Genomic DNA, 22,277 nt, shown 5'->3' on the forward strand with positions numbered 1-22,277 from the left:
CATGACTCCCGACTTTCCGGAACGAAATGTGGACGCACTTCGTCCGCTGGGTCCCGTCCTAGGGGCCCGTGTTGCGCGGGCCCACGGGCTGCCACGGCGCCAGATGTGCCTGCGGGTCGTCGGCCGACGACGTCACGTACAGGCGCGCGTCGAGCCCCACCACCGCCAGGCTGACCAGGGTCCGGCCCGTCATCGTGGAGGACGGCGCGCCGACGAACATCAGCGGGGACCGCTCCCACGGCCGCCCCGACCCGGCCTCCGAGCCCAGCTGCCCGCCCGCCGTACGGCCCGCCAGCACGTGCCCGCTCGCCGTCACCGAGCCGAAGCCCTGGAGGCCGCCGAGGTCGGTCATCTGGCTGACCTTCAGCCCGCCGTCGCCCGTGATCAGGGCGGTACGGACGTTGCCCGAGCCGGGCTTGCGGAACCACAGCCGTACGCCGCCCTCGCGGCCCTGCGCGGTCAGCGGGAGCGTGGTGTCCGGCAGCCCGGTGGCCGTGGCGTGGCCCAGCGGGGTGCCCGGCTTCGGCTGCCCCCAGCCCACCACCGACTTGGAGGTGGCCGCGAAGACCATGCGCCGCCCGGCTCCGTCGGTCGCGGTGACCGGGCTGCCGTGCAGATCGGCGCCCCCGTACTTCTCCCACGGGCCCCAGGTGCCGTCCGGCTGCTGCACCCGGCCGCGCAGGGTGCACGCGCCGTCGCGGACGTACGCCGCCAACTGCCCGGCGCCGTCGACCGAGACGGCCGGGGCGCTGATGTCGGAGGTCCAGGTCTCGTCCGCCGTCTCGGGGGTGCCGAGCGACTGCCACTCCGTGAACTCCTCGGCCCCCGGGCGCTTCTGGACGACGTAGACGACCTCGCGCCGGTAGTCGGCGGGCTTCGTGCCGAAGGAGGTACGGGTACCGAAGGCGGCTATTCGGCCGTCCTTGAGGGTCACCGTGCTCACCCCCGGGTCCATGCCGGTACCGGGCAGCAGGTCCGGGCCCTTCCAGCGGCCGACGAGACCGGGCCGGTGCCAGACGGCGACCTGCCCGTCGAGCACCTTGAAGGCCCACAGCCCGAGCTCCGCGTCGGAGGTCAGCCAGGTGGTGCTGGTGCCGCGGGCGTAGTTGATGGAGTCCGACCACCGGTTGCCCCCGGGCTGGTCGGCGACCTTGAGGTCGCCGCAGCCGGCGTTGCTGTTGCAGTGGTTCTGCTTGTCGAGCCAGGCGTACGTGCCGAGGATGTCCAGCTTCTCCTTGGCCTCGTCCGGGTCCAGGGCGCTGGGGAGCGAGCCGTTGAAGTAGCCGACGTAGTTCTGCACCGCGAAGTGCGGGCGGTCCTTGACGTCCTTGGCGTAGGCGGTGGTGGCCAGCTGCACGAACCGGGAGCCGTAGAAGTGGTCCTGGTGGTCGGTGTACCGCTTGGTGTCGGGGTACCGGCCCGGGGTCGGGTCCTGGGAGCGGACGGTGGTCGGCCGGTACTCCTCCAGGATGCCGACGAGGGTCTGGACGACCTGGTCCTTCGTGTACGAGAACTTCTGCTTGACCGGGGTGCCGGAGGCGAGCATCGACTCCAGGCGGGGAATCCGGCCGTCCCACAGGCCGTGCAGGCTGTTCGGGGCGTCGTCGTAGACGGTGCCCGCCTCCCGGAGCTGCAACCAGACGAGGGTGACCTGGGGTTTGGCGACGAGGACGTCGACCTCGGCGTGGCCGCCGCCCTTGGTCGGGACGACGCTGCGCTTCCAGGGGCTGCTGCGGTCGCCGGTGGCCATCTTGGCGTAGGCGGCGCGGATGCCGTTCTGGCGGGCCTCTGCGTAGGCGGGCTTGTCGGGGCGGGTGGTGGCCTCCTTGGCGGCGACGGCGTTGATGCCGTCGGCCTCGCCGGAGGTCAGGTAGACCGAGGTGACGGGGTGGCCGGCGGATATGGAGTACCGCAGGTCCGGGTTCATGAAGTAGAGGTCGTCGTCGGGGTGCGCGATGACCTGGAGCACCCGGCCGGGGTCGGGCGCGTCGGCGACGGCGGCCGGCGCACTGGCCGCGCTGTCGGGGACGGTGGGGGAGGCGAGGCGGTCGAGGGCTTCGTTGCCCCGGAGCAGGAGCATGCTGCCGGCGGCGGCGGCCGCGCAGAAGGCGACGAACTTGACGAGGCCGGACCGGCGGTGGCGGGGGTTCGGCTCGCGACGGGCGGCACGGGCGGCCGCGGCCCGGCGGCGGCCGCGCCGGCCCTCGCCGGCTCCGGCCTCGCTGGCCTCGCCGGCCCTCTCGGCCCCGTCGGCGCCCTCCGCCACGCGGGCCGGCCGGGCGGCCTTGCGCCCGCCGGCCGGGACCTCCGGGGCGGGGGCGCGGGCCACGTCGACGCGGTCGGCGGAGTCGGCGAGGTCTGCCAAGTCGGCCTGTGACATGGCCTGGTGGGTCGGCTGCGGCTGTGGCTGCGGCTGCGGCTGCGGCTGCGTCTGTGGCTGCGGAGCCCGGTAGACCGGCTGGGACGGATACGCATGCTGCTGCGGGTGGCTCGGGTGGCTCGGGTGGCTCGGGTGGCCCGGGTGGCCCGGTTGCACCTGCTGTGCCTGGTACTCCTGGTACGCAGGTCCGGACTGCCAGCCGGGCTCCCCCCAGCCGGGCTCCCCCCAGCCGGGCTGCCCCCAGGCGGCTTCCGCCGGCGGAACCTGCGGGTCCCACGCTCCGGGGCCCCGCCAGGCGTCGGACATGAGGCTCCTCCCGGCCGGTCGGCGAGGAGCTGCCCCCATCACGCGATAAGTTCCGATAATCCGATAACCCTTGGCATGGTACGTGCCTTGAGTCGAACACCTGATCCGGACACGCCCTGGGAAAAGGCGCGGCCCGGGCGGGGCTCCGCCGACAGGTCCCAGGGCCTAGGCTCGGAGAACAGAGCACGCCAGAGCAGCAGCAGGCAGTGGCAGCGACAACCGCGGGAGGCGGCGGGATGACGGTCCCGGGACGCAGGAGCAGCACCTTCATCCGGCTGCTCCGCAGCGGTTTCACCGACCCCTCCGCCGCCGCCCGGCTGCTCGACACCGACGAGCTGGCGGCCGTACGCACCGATCCCGTGCTCCTCGACGCCCTCGGGGCGACCGCCGACCCCGACCTCGCCCTCATCGGCCTCGTCCGGCTCGCCGAGGCGCAGCCGGACGGCGAGCTGCCCGGGCTCCTCGACACCCTCGTCAGCGCCAAGCCGCTGCGCGACCGGCTGCTCGGCGTGCTCGGTGCCTCCGAGGCCCTCGGCGACCACCTCGCCCGCCACCCCCGCGACTGGCTGAGCCTCGTCACGTACGAGGCCGCCGACCTGCACCCCGGGCTTCCCGAGTTCGAGCGCGGGCTCGCCGACGCGCACGATCCCGTCGCCCTGCGCGTCGCCTACCGCCGCTGCCTGATCTCCATCGCCGCCCGCGACGTCTGCGGCACCATCGACGTCGCCCAGACCGCCGCAGAGCTCGCCGACCTGGCCACCGCCACCCTCCGCGCGGCCCTGCGGATCGCCTCCGCCGCCGCCCCCGAGGACGTGGCCCTGTGCCGCCTGGCCGTCATCGCGATGGGCAAGTGCGGCGGCAACGAGCTGAACTACGTCTCCGACGTCGACGTCATCTTCGTCGGCGACGCCGCCCCCGGCGCCGACGAGGGCAAGGCCCTCCAGGCCGCCACCCGCCTCGCCTCCCACCTGATGCGGATCTGCTCGGAGACCACCGTCGAGGGCACCATCTGGCCCGTCGACGCCAACCTCCGCCCCGAGGGCCGCAACGGACCCCTCGTCCGCACCCTCGCCTCCCACCTCGCCTACTACCAGCGCTGGGCCAAGACCTGGGAGTTCCAGGCCCTCCTCAAGGCCCGCGCCGTGGCCGGTGACGAGGCCCTGGGCGCCGAGTACATCGCCGCCATAAGCCCGCTGGTCTGGCAGGCCGCCGAACGCGAGAACTTCGTCGCCGACGTCCAGAAGATGCGCCGCCGCGTCGTCGACAACATCCCCGCCGCCCAGGTCGACCGCGAGCTCAAACTCGGCCCCGGCGGCCTGCGCGACGTCGAGTTCGCCGTCCAGCTGCTCCAGCTCGTGCACGGCCGCAGCGACGCCACCCTGCACTCCGGCAGCACCCTCGACGCCCTGCACGCCCTCGCCGCCGGCGGCTACGTCGGCCGCGCCGACGCCGCCCAACTGCACGACGCGTACCGCTTCCTGCGCGCCATGGAGCACCGCATCCAGCTCTACCGGCTGCGCCGCACCCACCTCGTCCCCGAGGACGAGAACGACCTGCGGCGCCTCGGCCGCTCCATGGGACTGCGCACCGAACCGGTCGCCGAGCTCAACAAGGCCTGGCGCCGGCACGCCTCCGTGGTCCGGCGGCTGCACGAGAAGCTCTTCTACCGGCCGCTGCTCGACGCCGTCGCCCAGCTGACCCCCGGCGAGACCCGGCTGTCGCCGCGCGCCGCCGGCCAGCGCCTCGAAGCCCTCGGCTACGCCGACCCGGCCGCGGCCCTGCGCCACCTCGAAGCCCTCGCCTCCGGCGTCACCCGCAAGGCCGCCATCCAGCGCACGCTGCTGCCGGTGATGCTCGGCTGGTTCGCCGACTCCGCCGACCCGGACGCCGGCCTGCTGAACTTCCGCAAGGTCTCCGACGCCCTCGGCAAGACCCCCTGGTACCTGCGCCTGCTGCGTGACGAGGGCGCCGCCGCCGAGAACCTCGCCCGCGTCCTGTCCGCCGGGCGCCTCGCTCCCGACCTGCTGCTGCGCGCCCCCGAGGCCGTGGCCCTGCTCGGCGACCCCGAAGGCCTGCAGCCCCGTACCCACGAGGCCCTCCAGCAGGAGGTCCTCGCCGCCGTCGGCCGCGCCGAGAACCCCGAAGCCGCCGTCGCCGTCGCCCGCGGCGTCCGCCGCCGCGAGCTCTTCCGCACCACCGCGGCCGACATCATCGGCTCGTACGGTACGGAGGACAGCCCGGCCGAGGAGGACCACGGGGCACTCGTCGACCGGGTCGGCGGGGCCGTCTCCGACCTCACCGCCGCCACGATCGCCGGGGCCCTGCGCGCCGCCGTCCACAGTCACTACGGCGACACGCTGCCCACCCGCTTCGCCGTCATCGGCGTCGGCCGCTTCGGCGGACACGAACTGGGTTACGGCTCCGACGCCGACGTCCTGTTCGTCCACGAACCCCGCGAGGGCGTCGACGAACAGGAGGCCGCGAAGGCCGCCCAGACCGTCATCGCCGAAATGCGCAGGCTGCTCCAGCTGCCCACCACCGACCCGCCGCTGCTCATCGACGCCGACCTGCGCCCCGAGGGCCGCTCCGGCCCGCTGGTGCGCACGATCTCCTCCTACGCCGCCTACTACCGGCGCTGGTCCCTGACCTGGGAGAGCCAGGCCCTGCTGCGCGCCCAACCGGTGGCGGGCGACGCCGAGCTCGGGGCCCGCTTCATCGAGCTGATCGATCCGCTGCGCTACCCGATGGAGGGCCTCGGCGAGGACGCGGTCCGCGAAATCCGCCGCCTGAAGGCCCGGATGGAGTCGGAGCGGCTGCCCCGCGGCGCCGACCCCACCCTGCACACCAAGCTCGGCCGCGGCGGCCTCAGCGACGTCGAGTGGACCGTCCAGCTGATCCAGATGCGGCACGCCTGGGCCGAACCGGGCCTGCGCACCACCCGTACCCGGGAGGCCCTCGGGGCCGCCCACGCGGCCGGGCTGATCCCGACCGAAGAGGCGCAGATCCTGGACGAGGCCTGGGTGCTGGCGACCCGGGTCCGCAACGCCGTGATGCTGGTGCGCGGCCGCGCCGGGGACACCTTCCCGACCGACGCCCGGGAACTGGCTGCCGTGGGCCGCTACCTCGGATACGCCGAGGGCACGGTCGGGGAGATGCTGGACGACTACCGCCGCATCACCCGCCGTGCCCGGGCGGTGGTGGAGGAACTGTTCTACGGAGGCTGACCGCTCGGGCCGGGGCTCCGGTGCGTCAGCGCGCCGTGCCGAAGTCCTGCGTCCAGTAGTTGCCGGGCTGCGCCAGGCCGATGCCGATCTCCTTGAAGGAGCAGTTCAGGATGTTCTCCCGGTGGCCCTGGCTGTTCATCCAGCCCTCCATGACCTTCTCGGGAGAGCTGTAGCCGTAGGCGACGTTCTCGCCGTACGTGCGCCACGTGTACCCGGCGCGGGTGATGCGCGCGCCCGGGTCCGAACCGTCGGAGCCGGTGTGGGACATGTTGCTGTGGGAGGCCATGTCCGCGCTGTGGTCCTGCGCGGCCTTCGTGAGCTTCGCGTTGAGGGAGACGGCCGAGCATCCGGCGGCGGCGCGCTCCTGGTTGACGAGCGCGAGGACCGCGGCGACGTCGCCGGAGGCCGGCGGGGCGGCCGGCTTCGACGGCTGGGGCGCCTGCGGCTTCTTGGTGGCGACCGGCGGCTTCGCCGGCTCCGGCCGCTGCTGCGTGGGCGGCGTCGTCTCCACGACGGGCTGCGAGGGCTCGGCGGGGCTGCTGGGGGAGGCCTCGGCGGGGCTGCTCGGCGACGTGGCCGGGAGCGGGACGTCCACGGGTGCCGAGGTGCTCGGAGTGGCCGAGGGCGCGTACTGCCACGGACGCTGCTGCTGGTGGCTCACGGTCCGCGTCCGGCTGTTGCCGTCGTCCTGCGTGTCGAAGCAGGCCATGGCGGCGGTGGGAACACCCACGATGGCGAGCGCGCCGACGCCGATGACTATTTTCTTGTAGGACGACTTCTTCCGATGCTTCTGCATGCCTGACCTCATTCAGTGATCGCGAAGCTTCCGGCGCCGGAATCGCAGGGCGCCGAAGAGGCCGCCATTCTTAAAAGCCTCTGAATGGCCTGGCAAGTTTCCGCTGATCACGAGCCCGGGGCGGTCGGCAGGCGGCTTGAAACGGGACTGTGATCGTGCATCATCACGATTTGGTCACTCCCGCAACCATCTGATGAGTGATCAGAACTGGCTGTGACCTGGCCGGTCGGGGGCGAGCTCGCCGGTATCGGGTATTCCGTTTCCGGCGGAGAGGGGAATGTCAATTCCAAAAGGGACAAATATCGAAATGTCGGCGGGTTAACGCTCCATCAAGAAAGCCCATCGCCGACGTGCCGACCGTGACGCATGTCACTGTTTCCCGCACGGGTGCGCCCGTTTCGCTCGGGTCGCCTTCGCTCTGCGCCGGCGACGTACGGAGGGAAACGGGCGCTGCGATCGATCTACCGCGGTTCCTGGGCCGCCACCCGGCAGGCGCCGTTCGCGGCGCCACCCGGCACTCCGGCCTCGGTCAGGCCGTTCACGCAGCCCTGGAGATCGCCGACCACGCCAAGCCGACAGGACGCCGTGACGGCGTCGGTGACCTCGGTACCTGCCTGCGCGGCCATGTTCGTGCAGGCAGGGATGTCCGCGGGGGCGGCGATCGCGGTGGCCGCGCCGCCGAGAACGAGCAGCGGGACGGTACAGGCAGTGACGCACACGCGGCGAATCCGGCTCTTCTTGGTACGCATCAGAATTTTTCCCTCGTGAGGGCTGGGGGAGCCGCCCACACCACCCGGCTTCCGACGGCGGCCGCCCTGCGGCGGCCACGGGGTGCTGCGCGGCCTGGGGAGGAGCGGGCACCGCCGCAGGCTGCTGCGGGGGCGCGCGCCTTCTTCCACCGTACGACCGGGCGCACCTCCCCACGACCGGGCGTCTCCGCGTCCGACATCGCGGGAGGGCGTGCGCGGCTGTAAGGAAGTCCTGACAGAGCGGCCGTACGCTTTGCGTAGGGGCGGCGCCCCGGGACAGGCCTTAGGGTGACCGGATGTTCACAGTTCGCCGCGCCGGCCGGCACGACGGGGACGTCCTCGGCGAGATCCACGCCGCAGCCTGGGAGGCGGCCTACGCCCCCTTCTTCGATCCGGAGTTCGCCGCGGACGGCGTCCGGAGCAGGCGAACGCGATGGCACGAAAGGGTCGGGCAGGGAGCCGCCGCCACGATCCTGCTGGCCGAACACGACGGTCGTCCCCTGGCACTGTCGGCCTTCGGGCCGTCCTCGGCCGAGGACGGCCCGGGTCTCGCCGAGATCCTCTCCTTCTACAGTCACCCCGACAGCTGGGGCAGCGGTATCGCCGCCGCGCTGATGACGGAGACGCTGCAGCACCTGCGCGACGACGGGTTCGCCCGGGCACACCTGTGGACACTGCGCGACACCCCGCAGTCCCGTCGCTTCTACGCCAAGTGCGGCTTCACCGAGTGCGCCGCCGCACGCACCTACGACTTCGGCGACGGGAAGCCCCTCGTCCAGGTCGCGTACGAGCGCGCGTTGACACCCCCATAGCCTGCCGTTCGCCCGGCGTACCCGCCGCCGTCACATCCGGCTCCCTCTCCGGTACTCCGGGCACGCTGTTCTTGGGAGCGGTCACGCACCCCCGAACGAAGCAGAGGTCTCTCCCGCCATGGCAGAACTCAACCGCCGCCGTTTCCTCCAGCTCACCGGCGGCGCCGCCGCCCTGAGCCTGCTCAACGAGAGCATCGCGCGCGCCGCCGCCATCCCCGCGCAGGGGACGACCGGAACCATCGCCGACGTCGAGCACATCGTGGTCCTGATGCAGGAGAACCGTTCCTTCGACCACTACTACGGTGCGCTGCGCGGCGTCCGCGGCTTCGGCGACCCGCGCCCCGTGACCCTGCCCAGCGGCAAGTCCGTCTGGCACCAGGCCGACAACGCGGGCAAGGAGACGCTGCCCTTCCGCCCGCCCTCCGACGACCTCGGCATGGAGTTCCTCCAGGGCCTCAACCACGACTGGGCGGGCGGCCAGAGCGCCTTCAACAAGGGCAAGTACGACAACTGGGTGCCCGCCAAGACTCCGGCCACCATGGCGTACCTGACGCGCGACGACATCCCGTTCCACTACGCCCTCGCCGACGCCTTCACCCTCTGCGACGCCTACCACTGCTCCTTCATCGGCTCGACCGACCCCAACCGCTACTACCTCTGGTCGGGCCACACCGGCAACGACGGCCAGGGCGGCGGCCCGGTCCTCAACAACGCCGAGGCCGGTTACGGCTGGACCACCTACCCCGAGCGCCTGGAGGCGGCCGGCATCTCCTGGAAGGTCTACCAGGACATCGGCAACGGCCTCGACGCCGCCGGATCCTGGGGCTGGATCGACGACGCCTACCGCGGCAACTACGGGGACAACTCGCTCCTCTACTTCAACAACTACCGGAGCGCCCAGCCCGGCAGCCCGCTCCACGACAAGGCCCGCACCGGCACCGACGCGAAGGCCGGCGAAGGCTACTTCGACCGGCTGCGCGCCGACGTCGCCGCCGCAACCCTGCCCCAGGTCTCCTGGATCGCCGCCCCCGAGGCATTCAGCGAACACTCCAACTGGCCCTCGAACTACGGCGCCTGGTACATCGCGCAGGTGCTGGACGCGCTCACCTCCAACCCCGACGTGTGGGCCCGTACCGCGCTCTTCATCACCTACGACGAGAACGACGGCTTCTTCGACCACGTCGTCCCGCCGTACGCCCCCGCGAACGCGGGCCAGGGCCTGTCGACCACGCCCACCGCACTCGACGTCTTCCCCGGCAAGGCCGGCTACGTCGCCGGACCGTACGGGCTGGGCCCGCGCGTTCCGATGCTCGTCGTCTCGCCCTGGAGCACCGGCGGCTACTCCTGCTCCGAGACCTTCGACCACACCTCCGTCATCCGCTTCATGGAGCAGCGCTTCGGTGTCCACGAGCCCAACATCTCTCCCTGGCGCCGGGCCGTCTGCGGTGACCTGACCTCGGCCTTCGACTTCGCGCGCAAGGACACCGCCACGGTGTCACTGCCCGACACGGGCCCGTGGGAGCCGCAGGACCGCGAGCGCCACCCCGACTTCCGGGCCACCCCGCCGGCCGTCGCGAGCATGCCCCGCCAGGAGAAGGGCCTGTGCCGCACCCGTCCGCTGCGGTACGCCCCGTACGTGGACGGCGCGGCGCTCACCGCCGAGGCAAAGTTCCGGCTGACGTTCAGCGGCGGCCCGGACCTCGGCGCGCAGTTCCACGTCACCGCGGGCAACCGGACCGACGCCCCCTGGACGTACACCACCGAGGCCGGCAAGTCGATCTCGGACACCTGGAACACCCGCTACTCGGCGGGCGTCACCGACCTGACCGTCCACGGCCCCAACGGCTTCCTGCGCGGCTTCCGCAACCCCGGCACCACCCTCGGCCCCGAGGTCACCGCCCGCCACAACGCCACCACGGGCAATCTGGACCTCACCCTCACCAACGCCGGGGCGTCGACCGTGACCCTCACGGTCACCAACGCCTACGGCGGCGGACCGAAGCGCCTCACCGTCGCCAAGGGCGCCACCGTCACGTACAGCGTCTCGCTGAAGAACACGCGGCGCTGGTACGACGTGAAGGTCACCGCGTCCGAGGTCGCCGACTTCGGCCGCCGCTTCGCCGGGAAGGTGGAAACCGGCGCGGCCGGCCTGTCGGACCCGGCGATCCTGACGGACCAGTCCTCCTGATATCCGCTGGCACGGGACGAGCGGGTGCTGCTTGGATGCCGGGATGAGCAACGACCTCCCCGACGGATACGAGATGTCCACCGACGCCACCCGACTGGACGTCGCTCGGGTCCACCGGTGGCTGTCCGAGGATGCGTACTGGGCCCTCGGGCGCAGTCGGCAGAAGCAGGAGGACGCCATCGCGGGCTCCTTGAACTTCGGCCTCTACGACCAGGCCTCCGGGGCCCAGCTCGCGTACGCCCGGGTCGTCACCGACCGGGCCACCTTCGCCTGGCTCTGCGACGTCTACGTCGATCCGGGCGCCCGCGGCAAGGGGCTCGGCGGGGCGCTCGTCGATGCGGTGTGCGAGCAGCTGGAGCCGTACGGACTGCGCCGGGTCATGCTCGCCACCGCCGATGCGCACGCCGTCTACGCCCGGGCCGGCTTCGAGCCCCTCGCCACCCCGGAGAAGTGGATGGCCCTCGGGGAGCAGTAGCCGGCCGGCGCCGCGCCCGCCCTCAGGCGCGGGTGCGGATGCGGTTCAGCAGTTCCGATGCCGGGTGCGGGCCCGCGTGCTCGGGGTGGCGGGGCAGGTGGTGGGCGAACGAGCCGTACCAGGAGCGCGAGACCGTGTAGCCGAAGGCCAGGCAGAGCATGCCGCCCACGGCGTCGAGCCAGAAGTGGTTGGCGGTGGCCACGATGACGACGAGGGTCGCCGTCGGATAGAGCAGGCCCAGGATCCGGGCCCAGGGGGCCGAGGCGACCGCGAAGATCGTCAGGCCGCACCAGAGCGACCACCCTATGTGCATGGACGGCATCGCTGCGTACTGGTTCGACATCTGCTTGAGGTTGCCGGAGGCCATCGAGCCCCACGTGTGGTGCACCAGCACGGTGTCGATGAAGTCCTGCCCGTTCATCAGCCGGGGCGGGGCGAGCGGGTAGCAGTAGTAGCCGACGAGGGCCACGCCCGTCGTGGCGAAGAGGACCATGCGGGTGGCGGCGTACCGCCCCGGATGGAAACGATAGATCCAGACCAGCACGCCGATCGTCACGACGAAGTGGAGCGTGGCGTAGTAGTAGTTCATGCCCACGATCAGCCACGTCACGGAGTTGACCGTGTGGTTGACCGACTGCTCGACGGCGATGCCGAGGGTCCGCTCCACGCCCCAGATCCAGTCGGCGTTGGCGAGGGCCGCCGCCTTCTGCTCGGGCACCGCGTTGCGGATCAGCGAGTACGTCCAGTAGCTGATCGCGATGAGCAGGACCTCGAACCAGATCCGCGGCCGGCGAGGGGCACGCAACCGGGAGAGCAGGGTGCGCTCGGACCCCGGCCGGGTCTCGGTCTCAGCCACGGTGGGTGATGAGACATCCGTCCGGGTTTCCAGTGTCTTCACGCTCGATTCACCCATGGGGAGAGAGTCTGCCAGATGCGTTCTCGCCTCCGATCATCCCTCGGGACGGTCTTCGCCGCCTCCCGTCCCCCCTGAGTACGACACGGACCGGGCGCCGGGTCAGTCCCCGACCTTCCCGGCGACGATCTGCTGACCCCGGGTGGCGTCGACGACGATGGGGACGCCGTCGGGGACCTGCCCTTCGAGGTCACCGAGCAGGTCCTCGATCGGCGGGAGGTCGCCGGGGCTGCGGACGTGGACGTAGAAGGTCCTGGACTGTGCGTCGACGCCGGTGACGGCGGCGCCGGGACTCTTCGAGAGCCAGCTCTCCGCGGCGCTCCAGGTCCGTGCGGTCCACGCGTTCAGCAGGACCGTGGTCACCGTGTTGGCGCCCAGCGGGAGCACGATCGCGGTGAACAGCAGCCCGAGCATCACGTAGGCCCGGCGGGAAGCCCCTGCCCGGTCGGGGTGTCCGGCGGCCCGGGTGTACCCGAGGGCGGCGAAGACCACCATGCCCGCGAAGACCATGGCGAGGAGGTTGGACACGAAGAGCACCAGCGCGCCCAGTGCGAGCCACCACGACGTCTGGCCGGCGCACACGCCCGTCACCACGAGCGGCGGTACCAGGGAGATCGCGATCGCGACCCCCGGCAGGACCGCGGCGACGTCCTTGCGGGACAGCGCCACGGCGCCGGCGAAGCCCGTGGCCAGAGCGGCGATCAGGTCGAGGAGCCCGGGGGAGGTCCGGCTGGAGATCTGGCTGTCCGTCAGCAGGTCGTACGAGCCGGGCACCACCAGGGAGGCCACCGCGCCGATCAGGAGCACCAGCAGGCCGCCGAGCGCCACGAAGGCGAGGGCCGTGGAGCGGCGGCGCTGCACGGCGCCGAGGGCGATGCCCATGATCGGCGTGGAGAGCGGCGCGATGATCATCGCGCCGATGACGGTGGCGGTGGAGTCCGTCAGGATCCCGCACGCGGCGATCACGGAGGACAGCGTGAGCATGGTCCAGAAGGCCGACTGCTTCGCCCGGCTGTCCCCCGACGACAGATCGAGATCCTCCTGGAGGTCCTCCAGGGAGCGTCGCTTGTGGTCGGGCAGGATCCTGTCGCGAAGGCGGCCGGGCATGGGCATCTGCCCAGTATCGGGACCGGTGTCGCCTCACCGCCGCAGGGACACGTTCTCCCGGCGCCAAGGGACACGTGCTCCGGCGCTACTGGTCCCGGCGGCGCTGGCCGGGGCCCGAGGCCGTCGAGCCGCGCACCACCAGTTCGGGCAGGAAGACGAACTCGCTGTGCGGGGCCGGCGTACCGCCGATCTCCTCCAGCAGGGTGCGGACGGCCGCCTGCCCCATCGCCTGCACGGGCTGGCGGATGGTGGTCAGCGGCGGGTCGGTGAACGCTATGAGGGGGGAGTCGTCGAAGCCGACCACCGACACGTCCTGCGGCACCTTCAGCCCCTGCTGCCGGGCCGCCCGGATCGCGCCGAGCGCCATCATGTCGCTCGCGCACACCACAGCCGTGCAGCCCCGCGAGATCAGCGCGGCCGCGGCGGCCTGGCCGCCCTCCAGCGAGTAGAGGGAGTGCTGGATCAGCTCCTCGGTCTCGGCCTCGCCGAGCCCGAGCCGCTCCTTCATGCCGAGCCGGAAGCCCTCGATCTTGCGCAGGACCGGCACGAACCGCTTCGGCCCGACCGCGAGCCCGATCCGGGTGTGCCCGAGCGCGGCCAGGTGGGTGACGGCGAGCTGCATCGCGGCCCGGTCGTCGGGGGAGACGAAGGGGGCCTGCACCTTGTCGGAGAACCCGTTGATGAGGACGTACGGGACGCCCTGCCCGCGGAGTTGGTCGTAGCGGCCCATGTCGGCCGTGGTGTCGGCGTGCAGGCCGGAGACGAAGATGATCCCGGAGACCCCGCGGTCGACCAGCATCTCGGTCAGCTCGTCCTCGGTGGACCCGCCGGGCGTCTGCGTGGCCAGCACCGGCGTGTACCCCTGCCGGGTCAGGGCCTGGCCGATGACCTGGGCGAGCGCCGGGAAGATCGGGTTGTCCAGTTCCGGAGTTATCAGACCGACGAGCCCCGCACTGCGCTGGCGCAGCTTCACGGGCCGCTCGTAGCCGAGTACGTCGAGGGCGGCCAGTACGGATTCACGGGTGCCTGCGGCCACACCGGGCTTGCCGTTGAGCACGCGGCTGACTGTGGCTTCGCTGACCCCCGCCTGGGCTGCGATGTCGGCTAGCCGTGCGGTCACGGGATTGGACTGTACCGGTCGGACGTTCACGATGACCACCAGGTGCACGAATCCGGGGGAAGCCGGACGGTCCGCCCGTCCGTATCCACCGGGGCGCTGGAGAGTACGGGACGTCCGGGCGCGGGAAGTTCGACCGGGCCGGAGCGGCTGTTGAGGGTGCAGGCGAAGCCGGGGCGGGTGAAGAGGAGCACTCCCTCGGGGGCCGCCTCCCAGTGCATCCCGCAGGGGTACGCGTCGTCGGCCCCGGCCCCGGTCCCCGCCTCGGGCGCCCCCAGACCGGGCATCGCCCGGCGCAGCTCCAGCGCGGCCCGGTAGAGCTCCAGCGTGGAGTGCGGGTCGCCGGTCTGGGCGGCGACGCTGAGGCCGCCCCAGCCGGCGGGCTGCGGCAGCCAGCTGCCGGCCGGCCCGAAGCCGTACGGGGGCTCCGCGCCCGACCAGGGCAGCGGCACACGGCACCCGTCGCGCAGCCCGTCCTGGCCGGCGGTGCGCAGGAAGGCGGGGTCCTGGCGGACGCGGTCCGGGAGGTCCGCCACCTCCGGGAGGCCGAGCTCCTCGCCCTGGTAGAGGTACGCCGAGCCGGGCAGGGCCAGCATCAGCAGGGCGGCCGCCCGGGCCCGGGCCAGCCCGCGGGCCCCGCCCCCGTACCGGGTCACATGGCGCACGACGTCGTGGTTGGACAGCACCCAGGTGGTCGGGGCGCCGACGGCGGTGGTGGCGGCCAGGGACTCGTCGATGACGGTGCGCATCGCGGCCGGGTCCCAGGGACAGTTCAGGAAGCGGAAGTTGAAGGCCTGGTGCAGCTCGTCGGGGCGCACGTACAGGGCGAGCCGCTCCGAGGTCGGCGCCCAGGCCTCGGCGACACCGATGCGCCCGCCCCCGTAGGAGTCGAGGAGGCGGCGCCAGGAGCGGTGGATCTCGTGGACCCCGTCCTGGTCGAAGAAGGGGAGCGGCTCGGTGCCGATGAGGGTGGCCTGCGCGCCGCGGCCGATGTCCGGGAGACCCGTCGCCTTGACCATGCCGTGGGCGACGTCGATGCGGAAGCCGTCGATGCCGAGGTCGAGCCAGAAGCGCAGGACGGAGGCGAATTCGGCGGCGACCTCCGGGTGGTCCCAGTCGAGGTCCGGCTGCTCGGGGGCGAAGAGGTGCAGGTACCACGCCCCGTCCGGGACCCGGGTCCAGGCCGGGCCGCCGAAGATCGACTCCCAGTCGTTGGGCGGAAGCTCCCCGGAGGCACCCCGCCCCGGGCGGAAGTGGTAGCGCTCGCGGGGGCCCGGCTCCCCGGCGACGGCGGCGCGGAACCACGGGTGCTGCTCGGAGGTGTGGTTCGGCACCACGTCCACGATGACCCGCAGCCCCAGCGCGTGCGCGGCCCGCACGAGCTCGTCGGCGTCGGAGAGGTCCCCGAAGAGCGGGTCGACCGCCCGGTAGTCGGCGACGTCGTAGCCGCCGTCCGCCTGCGGGGAGACGTAGAAGGGGGTGAGCCACACGGCGTCGACCCCGAGGCGGGCCAGGTGGGGGAGGCGGGAGCGGACCCCGCGGAGGTCGCCGATACCGTCCCCGTCGCTGTCGGCGAAGGAACGTACGTACACCTGATAGATGACGGCATCACGCCACCAGCCGCCATCGCTCGCGGTCGCGTTGCTGGAAGAGCTTGCAAGCTGGACGGCCGTCGAGTCGTGGGTCATATCGGGGTCAACGCGGCTACACGCCCCCTGGTTGCGGGCCCGGACAGTCGAAGGTGACTCGAACTAACAGCAAGCTGCGGCAACCGTAGGGACACACGGATGTAACGATCAGCGTCTCTTGCAGAAAATTGCCGCAAGGCCTTTCGGTCCTCTTTCAGTCTTGTTACGTTCCTGGCAACTCGGGACCGCGAGGGCGCGGCCGGGATCATCGAAGGAGTTCATATGCGGCGTGGCATAGCGGCCACCGCGCTGGTCGCGACCCTGGCGCTCGCGGCGACGGCTTGCGGTGGGGACGACAAGGACGCAGCCGGCGGGTCCCAGGCGGGCGGCGAGCTTTCCGGCACGGTCACGTGGTGGGACACCTCGAACGACGCCGAGAAGGCCAGCTTCCAGAAGATCGCCGAGGCGTTCACCGCGAAGCACCCGAAGGTGACCGTCAAGTACGTCAACGTCCCGTACGGCGACGCGCAGAACAAGGTCAAGAACGCCTTCAGCAGCGGCTCCGACGCGCCTGACGTGATCCGCGCCGACGTCGGCTGGGTCGCGGACTTCGCCTCCCTCGGCTACCTCGACGAGGTCCCGGCCGAGACGGCGAAGAAGGTCGACGCCGAGTTCCTCTCGCAGGCCGCGGCCAGCGGTAAGTACGAGGGCAAGACCTACGCCGTCCCGCAGGTCATCGACACCCTCGGCCTCTTCTACAACAAGAAGATGCTCGCCGACGCCGGCGTCCAGCCCCCCAAGACGCTGGAGGAGCTGAAGACCGCCGCCGCCGCCATCAAGGACAAGACCGGCAAGGCCGGCCTCTACCTCCGCGGCGACGACTCCTACTGGTTCCTCCCCCTCATCTACGGCGAGGGCGGCGACCTGGTCGACGCCAAGAACAAGACGGTCACCGTCGACAACGAGGCGGGCGTCAAGGCCTTCAAGACCGCTCGTGACCTCGTCACCTCCGGCGCGGCGATCACCAACGCCACCGACGGCTGGAACAACATGCAGACCGCCTTCAAGACCGGCCAGGCGGCCATGATGATCAACGGTCCTTGGGCGGTGGCCGACAGCTTCGCCGGCGACCAGTTCAAGGACAAGGCCAACCTCGGCATCGCCGCGGTCCCGGCCGGCTCCGTCAAGGCGGGCGCCCCGCAGGGCGGCCACGACCTCGCCGTCTACGCCGGATCCAAGAACACCGCCGCGGCGCACGCCTTCGTCGAGTACATGACCTCGCAGGACGTCCAGGTGCAGTCGGCCAAGGAGCTCAGCCTGCTCCCGACCCGTACCGCCGCCTACGACCAGCCGGACGTCAAGAGCAGCGAGATGGTCCAGTTCTTCAAGCCGGCCGTGGACAAGGCCGTCGAGCGCGCCTGGATCCCGGAGAACGGCTCCCTCTTCGAGCCGCTGAAGGTCGAATACACCAAGGCGATCACCGGGGCATCGAGCCCGGAGGACGCGGCCAAGGCGGCCGGCGTCGAGTTCCGCAAGATCCTCAAGGGCTGGAAGTAACGAAACCATGGCTGCTCACACCAGCCAGTCGGTGGCGAAGGCCGCGGGCGACGACGTCGAGAACGACGCCGCCGCCCGCGGCCGGAGCCGCAGGACTGACAGCGACAGCGGTAACCGTGGTGGTAACCGCGGCGGAAAAGGCGCGTCCGGCCTCCGGCGCGCCCTCGGCACGCACTGGTACGCCTGGGCCATGGTCGCCCCGGTGGTGCTCGTCCTCGGAGTGATCATCGGCTGGCCGCTGGTCCGGGGCGTCTACCTGTCGCTGACCGACGCCAACGAGCGCAACGTCTCGCGCACCATCGGCGTCCGGCACATCGAGGCCACGTACGAGTTCGTCGGACTCGACAACTACGTGGCCGTGCTCGGCGACCCGGTGTTCCTGCAGCGGCTGGTGTGGACGGTGGTGTGGACCGTCGCGTGCGTGTCCATCACCTTCACGCTCGGCCTGGCCCTGGCCAACATGCTCAACCGGGACTTCAAGGGCCGCGCCGCCTACCGGATGGCGCTCATCCTGCCCTGGGCCGTTCCCGGCTTCGTCTCCGTCTTCGCCTGGCGGTTCCTCTTCAACCGCGACAACGGCATCCTCAACAAGATCCTCGACGGGGGCGGCATCGCCGCGATCCCGTGGCTCGACGACCCGACCTGGGCCAAGTTCTCGGTCGTCGCCGTCAACGTCTGGCTCGGCGTCCCCTTCATGATGGTCGCCCTGCTCGGCGGCCTGCAGTCGATCCCCGGCGAGCTCTACGAAGCCGCCGAGATGGACGGCGCCAGCGCCTGGCAGCGGTTCCGGCACATCACCCTGCCCGGGCTGCGCGCGGTGAGCATGACGGTGATCCTGCTCTCCACCATCTGGACCTTCAACATGTTCCCGGTGATCTTCCTGCTCACCCGGGGCGGACCCGGCGACTCCACCGAGATCCTGGTGACCCAGGCCTTCCGCGAGGCGTTCGTGTCGAGCCCGCGCGACTTCGCCGGCTCGGCCACGTGGGGCGTCCTGATCCTCGCCCTGCTCATGATCTTCGCGCTGGTCTACCGGCGCTCGCTGCGCAAGCAGGGAGAGGTGTGGTGACCATGACCACCGCTCGTACGACCACCGCCGACACGACCGCCGCCGACACGAAGACCGCCCGCACCAGCACCGCCGGCACGAAGACCACCGGCACGAAGACCGTGCGGACCCGGGGCAGCCGGTCCCCGATCGCCTCCGTCGGCCTGCACGCCACCCTCGTCGTGGCGTCCGTGATCGCCGTCTTCCCGGTGCTGTGGATCCTGCTGACCTCGCTCAAGCCGGCCAAGCACGCGATCACCACCGACTTCGTCAAGGAACCGACCCTCAGCAACTACACGTACCTGCTGGAGCAGAGCCACTTCCTCAGCTGGTTCGCCAACTCCGTCCTGGTCGCCGGCGTCACCACCGTCCTCGGCGTCTTCATCGCCGCCACCACCGGATACGCGGTCAGCCGTTTCAAGTTCCCCGGCATGCGGCCGCTGATGTGGACCCTGCTCATCACGCAGATGTTCCCGATGGCGATCCTCATCGTCCCGCTCTACAACCTGATGGGCGACCTGGGCCTGCTCAACCAGCCCCTCGGCCTGATCATCACCTACCTCACCATCGCCGTGCCGTTCTGCGCCTGGATGATGAAGGGCTTCTTCGACACCATCCCGGTGGAGATCGACGAATCCGGCCGCGTCGACGGGCTCAACCCCTTCGGCACCTTCTGGCGCCTCATCCTGCCGCTCGCCAAGCCCGGCCTGGCCGTCACCGGCTTCTACGCCTTCATCACCGCCTGGGGCGAGGTCGCGTACGCCTCCGCCTTCATGGTCGGCGAGGAGAACCTCACCCTGGCCGGCGGACTGCAGACCTTCGTCACGCAGTACACCTCCAACTGGGGAGCCATGAGCGCCGCTTCGGTCCTCATCGCCATCCCCGCGGCGATCTTCTTCGTCTTCGCCCAGCGTCACCTCGTCGCCGGGATGACGGCAGGCGCCACCAAGGGCTGACCACCCGAGCCTGCCCCCTCTCACCCCCGGCCCGATCTCTCCAAGGACACCATGACCCAGCACCTCGCCGACGCACTCCCCACCTCCACCGGCACCCAGCCCGGCTGGTGGAGAGAAGCGGTGATCTACCAGGTCTATCCGCGCAGCTTCGCCGACTCCAACGGGGACGGCATGGGGGACCTCGAAGGCGTCCGCAGCCGCCTGCCCTACCTCAAGGAGCTGGGCGTCGACGCCGTCTGGCTCAGCCCCTTCTACGCCTCCCCGCAGGCCGACGCCGGCTACGACGTCGCCGACTACCGGGCCATCGACCCGATGTTCGGCAGCCTGCACGACGCCGACGCCGTGATCCGCGAAGCCCACGAACTGGGCCTGCGCATCATCGTGGACCTCGTCCCGAACCACTGCTCCGACCAGCACGAATGGTTCAAGCAGGCCCTGCGCGAAGGCCCCGGGACCCCGCTGCGCGACCGCTTCCACTTCCGCCCGGGACAGGGCGCGTCCGGAGAGCTCCCGCCCAACGACTGGGAGTCCATCTTCGGCGGCCCCGCCTGGACCCGCGTCGCCGACGGCGAGTGGTACCTGCACCTCTTCGCCCCCGAGCAGCCGGACTTCAACTGGGAACACCCCGCCGTACAGGACGAGTTCCGCTCCATCCTGCGGTTCTGGCTCGACCTCGGCGCCGACGGCTTCCGCATCGACGTCGCCCACGGCCTCGTCAAGGCCCCCGGCCTGCCCGACCTCGGCCGCGACGAACAGCTCAAGCTGCTCGGCAACCAGGTCCTGCCCTTCTTCGACCAGGACGGCGTCCACGAGATCTACCGCTCCTGGCGCCTGGTCCTCGACGAGTACGCGGGCGACCGCATCGGCGTCGCCGAGGCCTGGACCCCCAGCGCCGACCGCACCGCCCTGTACCTGCGCCCCGACGAGCTGCACCAGGCCTTCAACTTCCACTACCTGAGCACCGGGTGGGACGCCGAGGCGCTGCGCGCCACCATCGACGAGTCGCTCGACTCGATGCGGCCCGTCGGCGCCCCCACCACCTGGGTGCTGTCCAACCACGACGTGGTCCGCCACCGCACCCGCTTCGGCAGCCTGGAGCGGGCGCGCGCCGCCGCGCTGCTGATGCTGGCGCTGCCCGGGTCGGCGTACGTCTACCAGGGCGAGGAGCTCGGCCTCCCGGAGGTGGTGGACCTCCCGGACGAGGTGCGCCAGGACCCCTCCTTCTTCAAGGCGAACGGCCAGGACGGGCTCCGTGACGGCTGCCGCGTACCGATCCCGTGGAGCGGCGACCAGGCCCCGTACGGCTTCGGCACGGGCGGCAGCTGGCTCCCGCAGCCCGCGGAATGGGCCGGGCTGAGCGTGGAGGCGCAGACCGGGGACCCGGCGTCCACGCTGGAGCTGTACCGCTCCGCCCTGCGGGTGCGGCGCGCGCACCCGGCGCTGGGCGCGGGCGACGCCGTCGAGTGGCTGCCCGCCCCGGCCGGCGTACTGGCCTTCCGGCGCGGAGACTTCGTCTGCACCGTGAACACCACCGACGAGCCGGTACGGCTGCCCGCGCCCGGTACGGCGCTGCTGGCGAGCGGCGACCTCGGTGAGCCCGACGTCCTTCCGGCGGACTGCACGGTGTGGTGGCAGGGGTGACTTCCCCGCTGAGGCTGACGGACATCGCCGCGCAGGCCGAGGTCAGCGAGGCGACCGTCAGCCGCGTGCTCAACGGCAAACCGGGCGTGGCGGCCGGCACCCGGCACAAGGTGCTGGCCGCGCTCGACCTGCTGGGCTACGAGCGGCCCGTACGGCTGAAACGGCGTAGCAACGGCCTGGTCGGGCTGCTCATCCCGGAGCTGACGAACCCGATCTTCCCGGCGTTCGCACAGGTCATAGAGCAGGCGCTGGCCGGGCACGGGTACACGCCGGTGCTGTGCACGCAGACGCCGGGCGGAGCCACCGAGGACGAGCTGGTGGAACAGCTGGAGGAGCGCGGGGTCACCGGGATCGTCTTCCTGTCGGGCCTGCACGCGGACTCCCACGCGGACCCGGCGCGCTACCAGCGGCTGGCGGCCCGGGGCCTGCCGTTCGTGATGATCAACGGCTTCAACGAGCAGGTGAACGCCCCGTTCATCTCCCCGGACGACCGCTCGGCGGCCGATATCGCCGTACGGCACCTGCAGGACCTGGGGCACCGGCGGATCGGCCTCGCGATCGGGCCGACGCGGTACGTGCCGTCGGCCCGCAAGGAGCAGGGGTTCCTCGCGGCGCTGCCGTCGGCGGAGGCGGAGGGGCTGATCCAGCGCACGCTCTTCACGGTGGAGGGCGGACACGCGGCGGGCATGGCCCTGCTGGACCGCGGCTGCACGGGCATCGTGTGCGGCAGCGACCCGATGGCGCTCGGCGTCATCCGGGCGGCGCGTGAGCGCGGGCTGCGGGTGCCGCAGGACGTGTCGGTGGTCGGCTTCGACGACTCCCCGCTGATCGCGTTCACGGACCCGCCGCTGACGACGGTGCGCCAGCCCGTACGCGCGATGGCGACGGCGGCGGTGGGCGCCCTCCTGGAGGCGGTGTCGGGCACCCCGGTCCAGCGCACGGAGTACGTCTTCCAGCCGGAACTGGTGGTACGCGGCTCGACGGGCCAGGTGCCGTAGCCCTCCCGGGCGGTGTTCGGTGGATGAGGCCCGCGCCCCGTGGGGCGCGGGCCTTTCCCGTGCCCTGGGCGGTGGCGTTCCGGGAGGCTGCTGGGCGAGAGCCTTGTCCGGAGCTGGAGCCCTGACCCGCCCGGGCCTTGGGCGGGGGCTTCGGGTGGGCGGGAGTTGCGGGGGCGGGGGCGGGCGGCGCGGCGGGGTCCGGGGCGGCGGGAGCCGGGCGGCCGGGAGCGTGATGCTGGGCGGGGGCTTCGGGTGGGCGGGAGCCACTTGATCGGCATCAGGGATGGGTATGGGGGTTTCCCGTCAGTCTCATCGTCTCTCCGGTTCGGGCCGGTCCCTCAAGGGCGCTCCTTCGTCGCGTCGCTTCGCGATGGCCTTCGGC

16 protein-coding genes are annotated in these 22,277 nt (G+C 71.7%); 9 read left to right on the forward strand and 7 right to left on the reverse strand.

The features are described 5' to 3' along the window. Positions 1 to 58: 58 nt before the first annotated feature. Entirely contained in the window at positions 59 to 2,686 is a 2,628-nt protein-coding gene (locus ACGFZK_RS19255) for a PIG-L family deacetylase (RefSeq protein ID WP_393850056.1), read from the reverse strand. Between the two features lie 236 nt (positions 2,687 to 2,922). On the opposite strand from ACGFZK_RS19255, the gene ACGFZK_RS19260 reads away from it, so the two are divergent. Further along, entirely contained in the window at positions 2,923 to 5,910 is a 2,988-nt protein-coding gene (locus ACGFZK_RS19260; protein WP_393850057.1) for a bifunctional [glutamine synthetase] adenylyltransferase/[glutamine synthetase]-adenylyl-L-tyrosine phosphorylase, read from the forward strand. A gap of 25 nt (positions 5,911 to 5,935) precedes the next feature. Here ACGFZK_RS19260 and ACGFZK_RS19265 read toward each other — a convergent pair whose 3' ends face one another. Both ACGFZK_RS19265 and ACGFZK_RS19270 read right to left on the reverse strand, forming a co-directional pair. Then, positions 5,936 to 6,706, reverse strand: a complete 771-nt coding sequence (locus tag ACGFZK_RS19265) for a CAP domain-containing protein (protein ID WP_393850058.1) — start codon at positions 6,704 to 6,706, stop codon at positions 5,936 to 5,938. Between the two features lie 461 nt (positions 6,707 to 7,167). Next, positions 7,168 to 7,455 carry a hypothetical protein gene (locus ACGFZK_RS19270; RefSeq protein WP_393850059.1) on the reverse strand — a complete coding sequence of 96 codons (288 nt, stop codon included), beginning with the start codon at positions 7,453 to 7,455 and terminating at the stop codon, positions 7,168 to 7,170. A 296-nt stretch (positions 7,456 to 7,751) separates the two neighbouring features. Between ACGFZK_RS19270 and ACGFZK_RS19275 the strand changes: the two genes are divergently transcribed. From ACGFZK_RS19275 to ACGFZK_RS19285, 3 genes are all read left to right on the forward strand, one after another. Continuing rightward, the gene (locus ACGFZK_RS19275; protein WP_393850060.1) at positions 7,752 to 8,267 is read left to right on the forward strand and encodes a GNAT family N-acetyltransferase; all 516 of its coding nucleotides are present in this window, start codon (positions 7,752 to 7,754) and stop codon (positions 8,265 to 8,267) included. Between the two features lie 118 nt (positions 8,268 to 8,385). Then, complete coding sequence (locus tag ACGFZK_RS19280) at positions 8,386 to 10,455, forward strand: phosphocholine-specific phospholipase C (protein ID WP_393850061.1); 2,070 nt, start codon at positions 8,386 to 8,388, stop codon at positions 10,453 to 10,455. A gap of 43 nt (positions 10,456 to 10,498) precedes the next feature. Then, positions 10,499 to 10,930: a GNAT family N-acetyltransferase gene (locus ACGFZK_RS19285; RefSeq protein WP_393850062.1), complete on the forward strand. Its 432-nt coding sequence runs from the start codon at positions 10,499 to 10,501 to the stop codon at positions 10,928 to 10,930. Between the two features lie 22 nt (positions 10,931 to 10,952). Here ACGFZK_RS19285 and ACGFZK_RS19290 read toward each other — a convergent pair whose 3' ends face one another. The 4 genes from ACGFZK_RS19290 to ACGFZK_RS19305 form a co-directional block, all read right to left on the reverse strand. Next, positions 10,953 to 11,843: a phosphatase PAP2 family protein gene (locus ACGFZK_RS19290; protein WP_393850063.1), complete on the reverse strand. Its 891-nt coding sequence runs from the start codon at positions 11,841 to 11,843 to the stop codon at positions 10,953 to 10,955. Positions 11,844 to 11,945: 102 nt separating this feature from the next. After that, positions 11,946 to 12,956, reverse strand: coding sequence for a DUF389 domain-containing protein (locus ACGFZK_RS19295; RefSeq protein ID WP_393850064.1), 1,011 nt, complete (start codon positions 12,954 to 12,956; stop codon positions 11,946 to 11,948). Between the two features lie 79 nt (positions 12,957 to 13,035). Beyond that, a complete protein-coding gene (locus ACGFZK_RS19300; protein ID WP_393850065.1) occupies positions 13,036 to 14,070 on the reverse strand; it encodes a LacI family DNA-binding transcriptional regulator in 1,035 nt (344 codons plus the stop codon). A gap of 26 nt (positions 14,071 to 14,096) precedes the next feature. Beyond that, a complete protein-coding gene (locus ACGFZK_RS19305; RefSeq protein ID WP_393850066.1) occupies positions 14,097 to 15,755 on the reverse strand; it encodes a glycoside hydrolase family 13 protein in 1,659 nt (552 codons plus the stop codon). 222 nt (positions 15,756 to 15,977) lie between these two features. Between ACGFZK_RS19305 and ACGFZK_RS19310 the strand changes: the two genes are divergently transcribed. Genes ACGFZK_RS19310 through ACGFZK_RS19330 form a run of 5 tightly spaced genes read left to right on the forward strand, consistent with a single transcriptional unit; the run spans position 15,978 to position 21,895 of the window. Then, positions 15,978 to 17,252: an extracellular solute-binding protein gene (locus ACGFZK_RS19310; RefSeq protein ID WP_393850067.1), complete on the forward strand. Its 1,275-nt coding sequence runs from the start codon at positions 15,978 to 15,980 to the stop codon at positions 17,250 to 17,252. A 7-nt stretch (positions 17,253 to 17,259) separates the two neighbouring features. Continuing rightward, positions 17,260 to 18,321: a carbohydrate ABC transporter permease gene (locus ACGFZK_RS19315; RefSeq protein WP_393850068.1), complete on the forward strand. Its 1,062-nt coding sequence runs from the start codon at positions 17,260 to 17,262 to the stop codon at positions 18,319 to 18,321. 2 nt (positions 18,322 to 18,323) lie between these two features. Next, positions 18,324 to 19,256 (forward strand): sugar ABC transporter permease, encoded by a 933-nt coding sequence (locus ACGFZK_RS19320; RefSeq protein ID WP_393850069.1) that lies wholly within the window; start codon positions 18,324 to 18,326, stop codon positions 19,254 to 19,256. Between the two features lie 51 nt (positions 19,257 to 19,307). Then, a complete protein-coding gene (locus ACGFZK_RS19325) occupies positions 19,308 to 20,897 on the forward strand; it encodes a glycoside hydrolase family 13 protein (RefSeq protein ID WP_393850070.1) in 1,590 nt (529 codons plus the stop codon). Continuing rightward, positions 20,885 to 21,895 (forward strand): LacI family DNA-binding transcriptional regulator, encoded by a 1,011-nt coding sequence (locus ACGFZK_RS19330; RefSeq protein ID WP_393850071.1) that lies wholly within the window; start codon positions 20,885 to 20,887, stop codon positions 21,893 to 21,895. Before ACGFZK_RS19325 ends, ACGFZK_RS19330 begins: the two co-directional genes overlap by 13 nt. The last annotated feature ends 382 nt before the right edge of the window (positions 21,896 to 22,277 follow it).

The organism is Streptomyces sp. NPDC048257 (genome assembly GCF_043201855.1).
In the GTDB taxonomy this organism is placed as follows: Bacteria; Actinomycetota; Actinomycetes; order Streptomycetales; family Streptomycetaceae; genus Streptomyces.

Excerpts from the sequence above, each read along its gene's own strand:
- ACGFZK_RS19255 (WP_393850056.1), bottom strand. The coding sequence starts at position 2,686 with ATGTCCGACGCCTGGCGGGGCCCCGGAGCGTGGGACCCGCAGGTTCCG.
- ACGFZK_RS19260 (WP_393850057.1), top strand. The coding sequence starts at position 2,923 with ATGACGGTCCCGGGACGCAGGAGCAGCACCTTCATCCGGCTGCTCCGC.
- ACGFZK_RS19265 (WP_393850058.1), bottom strand. The coding sequence starts at position 6,706 with ATGCAGAAGCATCGGAAGAAGTCGTCCTACAAGAAAATAGTCATCGGC.
- ACGFZK_RS19270 (WP_393850059.1), bottom strand. The coding sequence starts at position 7,455 with ATGCGTACCAAGAAGAGCCGGATTCGCCGCGTGTGCGTCACTGCCTGT.
- ACGFZK_RS19275 (WP_393850060.1), top strand. The coding sequence starts at position 7,752 with ATGTTCACAGTTCGCCGCGCCGGCCGGCACGACGGGGACGTCCTCGGC.
- ACGFZK_RS19280 (WP_393850061.1), top strand. The coding sequence starts at position 8,386 with ATGGCAGAACTCAACCGCCGCCGTTTCCTCCAGCTCACCGGCGGCGCC.
- ACGFZK_RS19285 (WP_393850062.1), top strand. The coding sequence starts at position 10,499 with ATGAGCAACGACCTCCCCGACGGATACGAGATGTCCACCGACGCCACC.
- ACGFZK_RS19290 (WP_393850063.1), bottom strand. The coding sequence starts at position 11,843 with ATGGGTGAATCGAGCGTGAAGACACTGGAAACCCGGACGGATGTCTCA.
- ACGFZK_RS19295 (WP_393850064.1), bottom strand. The coding sequence starts at position 12,956 with ATGCCCATGCCCGGCCGCCTTCGCGACAGGATCCTGCCCGACCACAAG.
- ACGFZK_RS19305 (WP_393850066.1), bottom strand. The coding sequence starts at position 15,755 with ATGACCCACGACTCGACGGCCGTCCAGCTTGCAAGCTCTTCCAGCAAC.
- ACGFZK_RS19310 (WP_393850067.1), top strand. The coding sequence starts at position 15,978 with ATGCGGCGTGGCATAGCGGCCACCGCGCTGGTCGCGACCCTGGCGCTC.
- ACGFZK_RS19315 (WP_393850068.1), top strand. The coding sequence starts at position 17,260 with ATGGCTGCTCACACCAGCCAGTCGGTGGCGAAGGCCGCGGGCGACGAC.
- ACGFZK_RS19320 (WP_393850069.1), top strand. The coding sequence starts at position 18,324 with ATGACCACCGCTCGTACGACCACCGCCGACACGACCGCCGCCGACACG.
- ACGFZK_RS19325 (WP_393850070.1), top strand. The coding sequence starts at position 19,308 with ATGACCCAGCACCTCGCCGACGCACTCCCCACCTCCACCGGCACCCAG.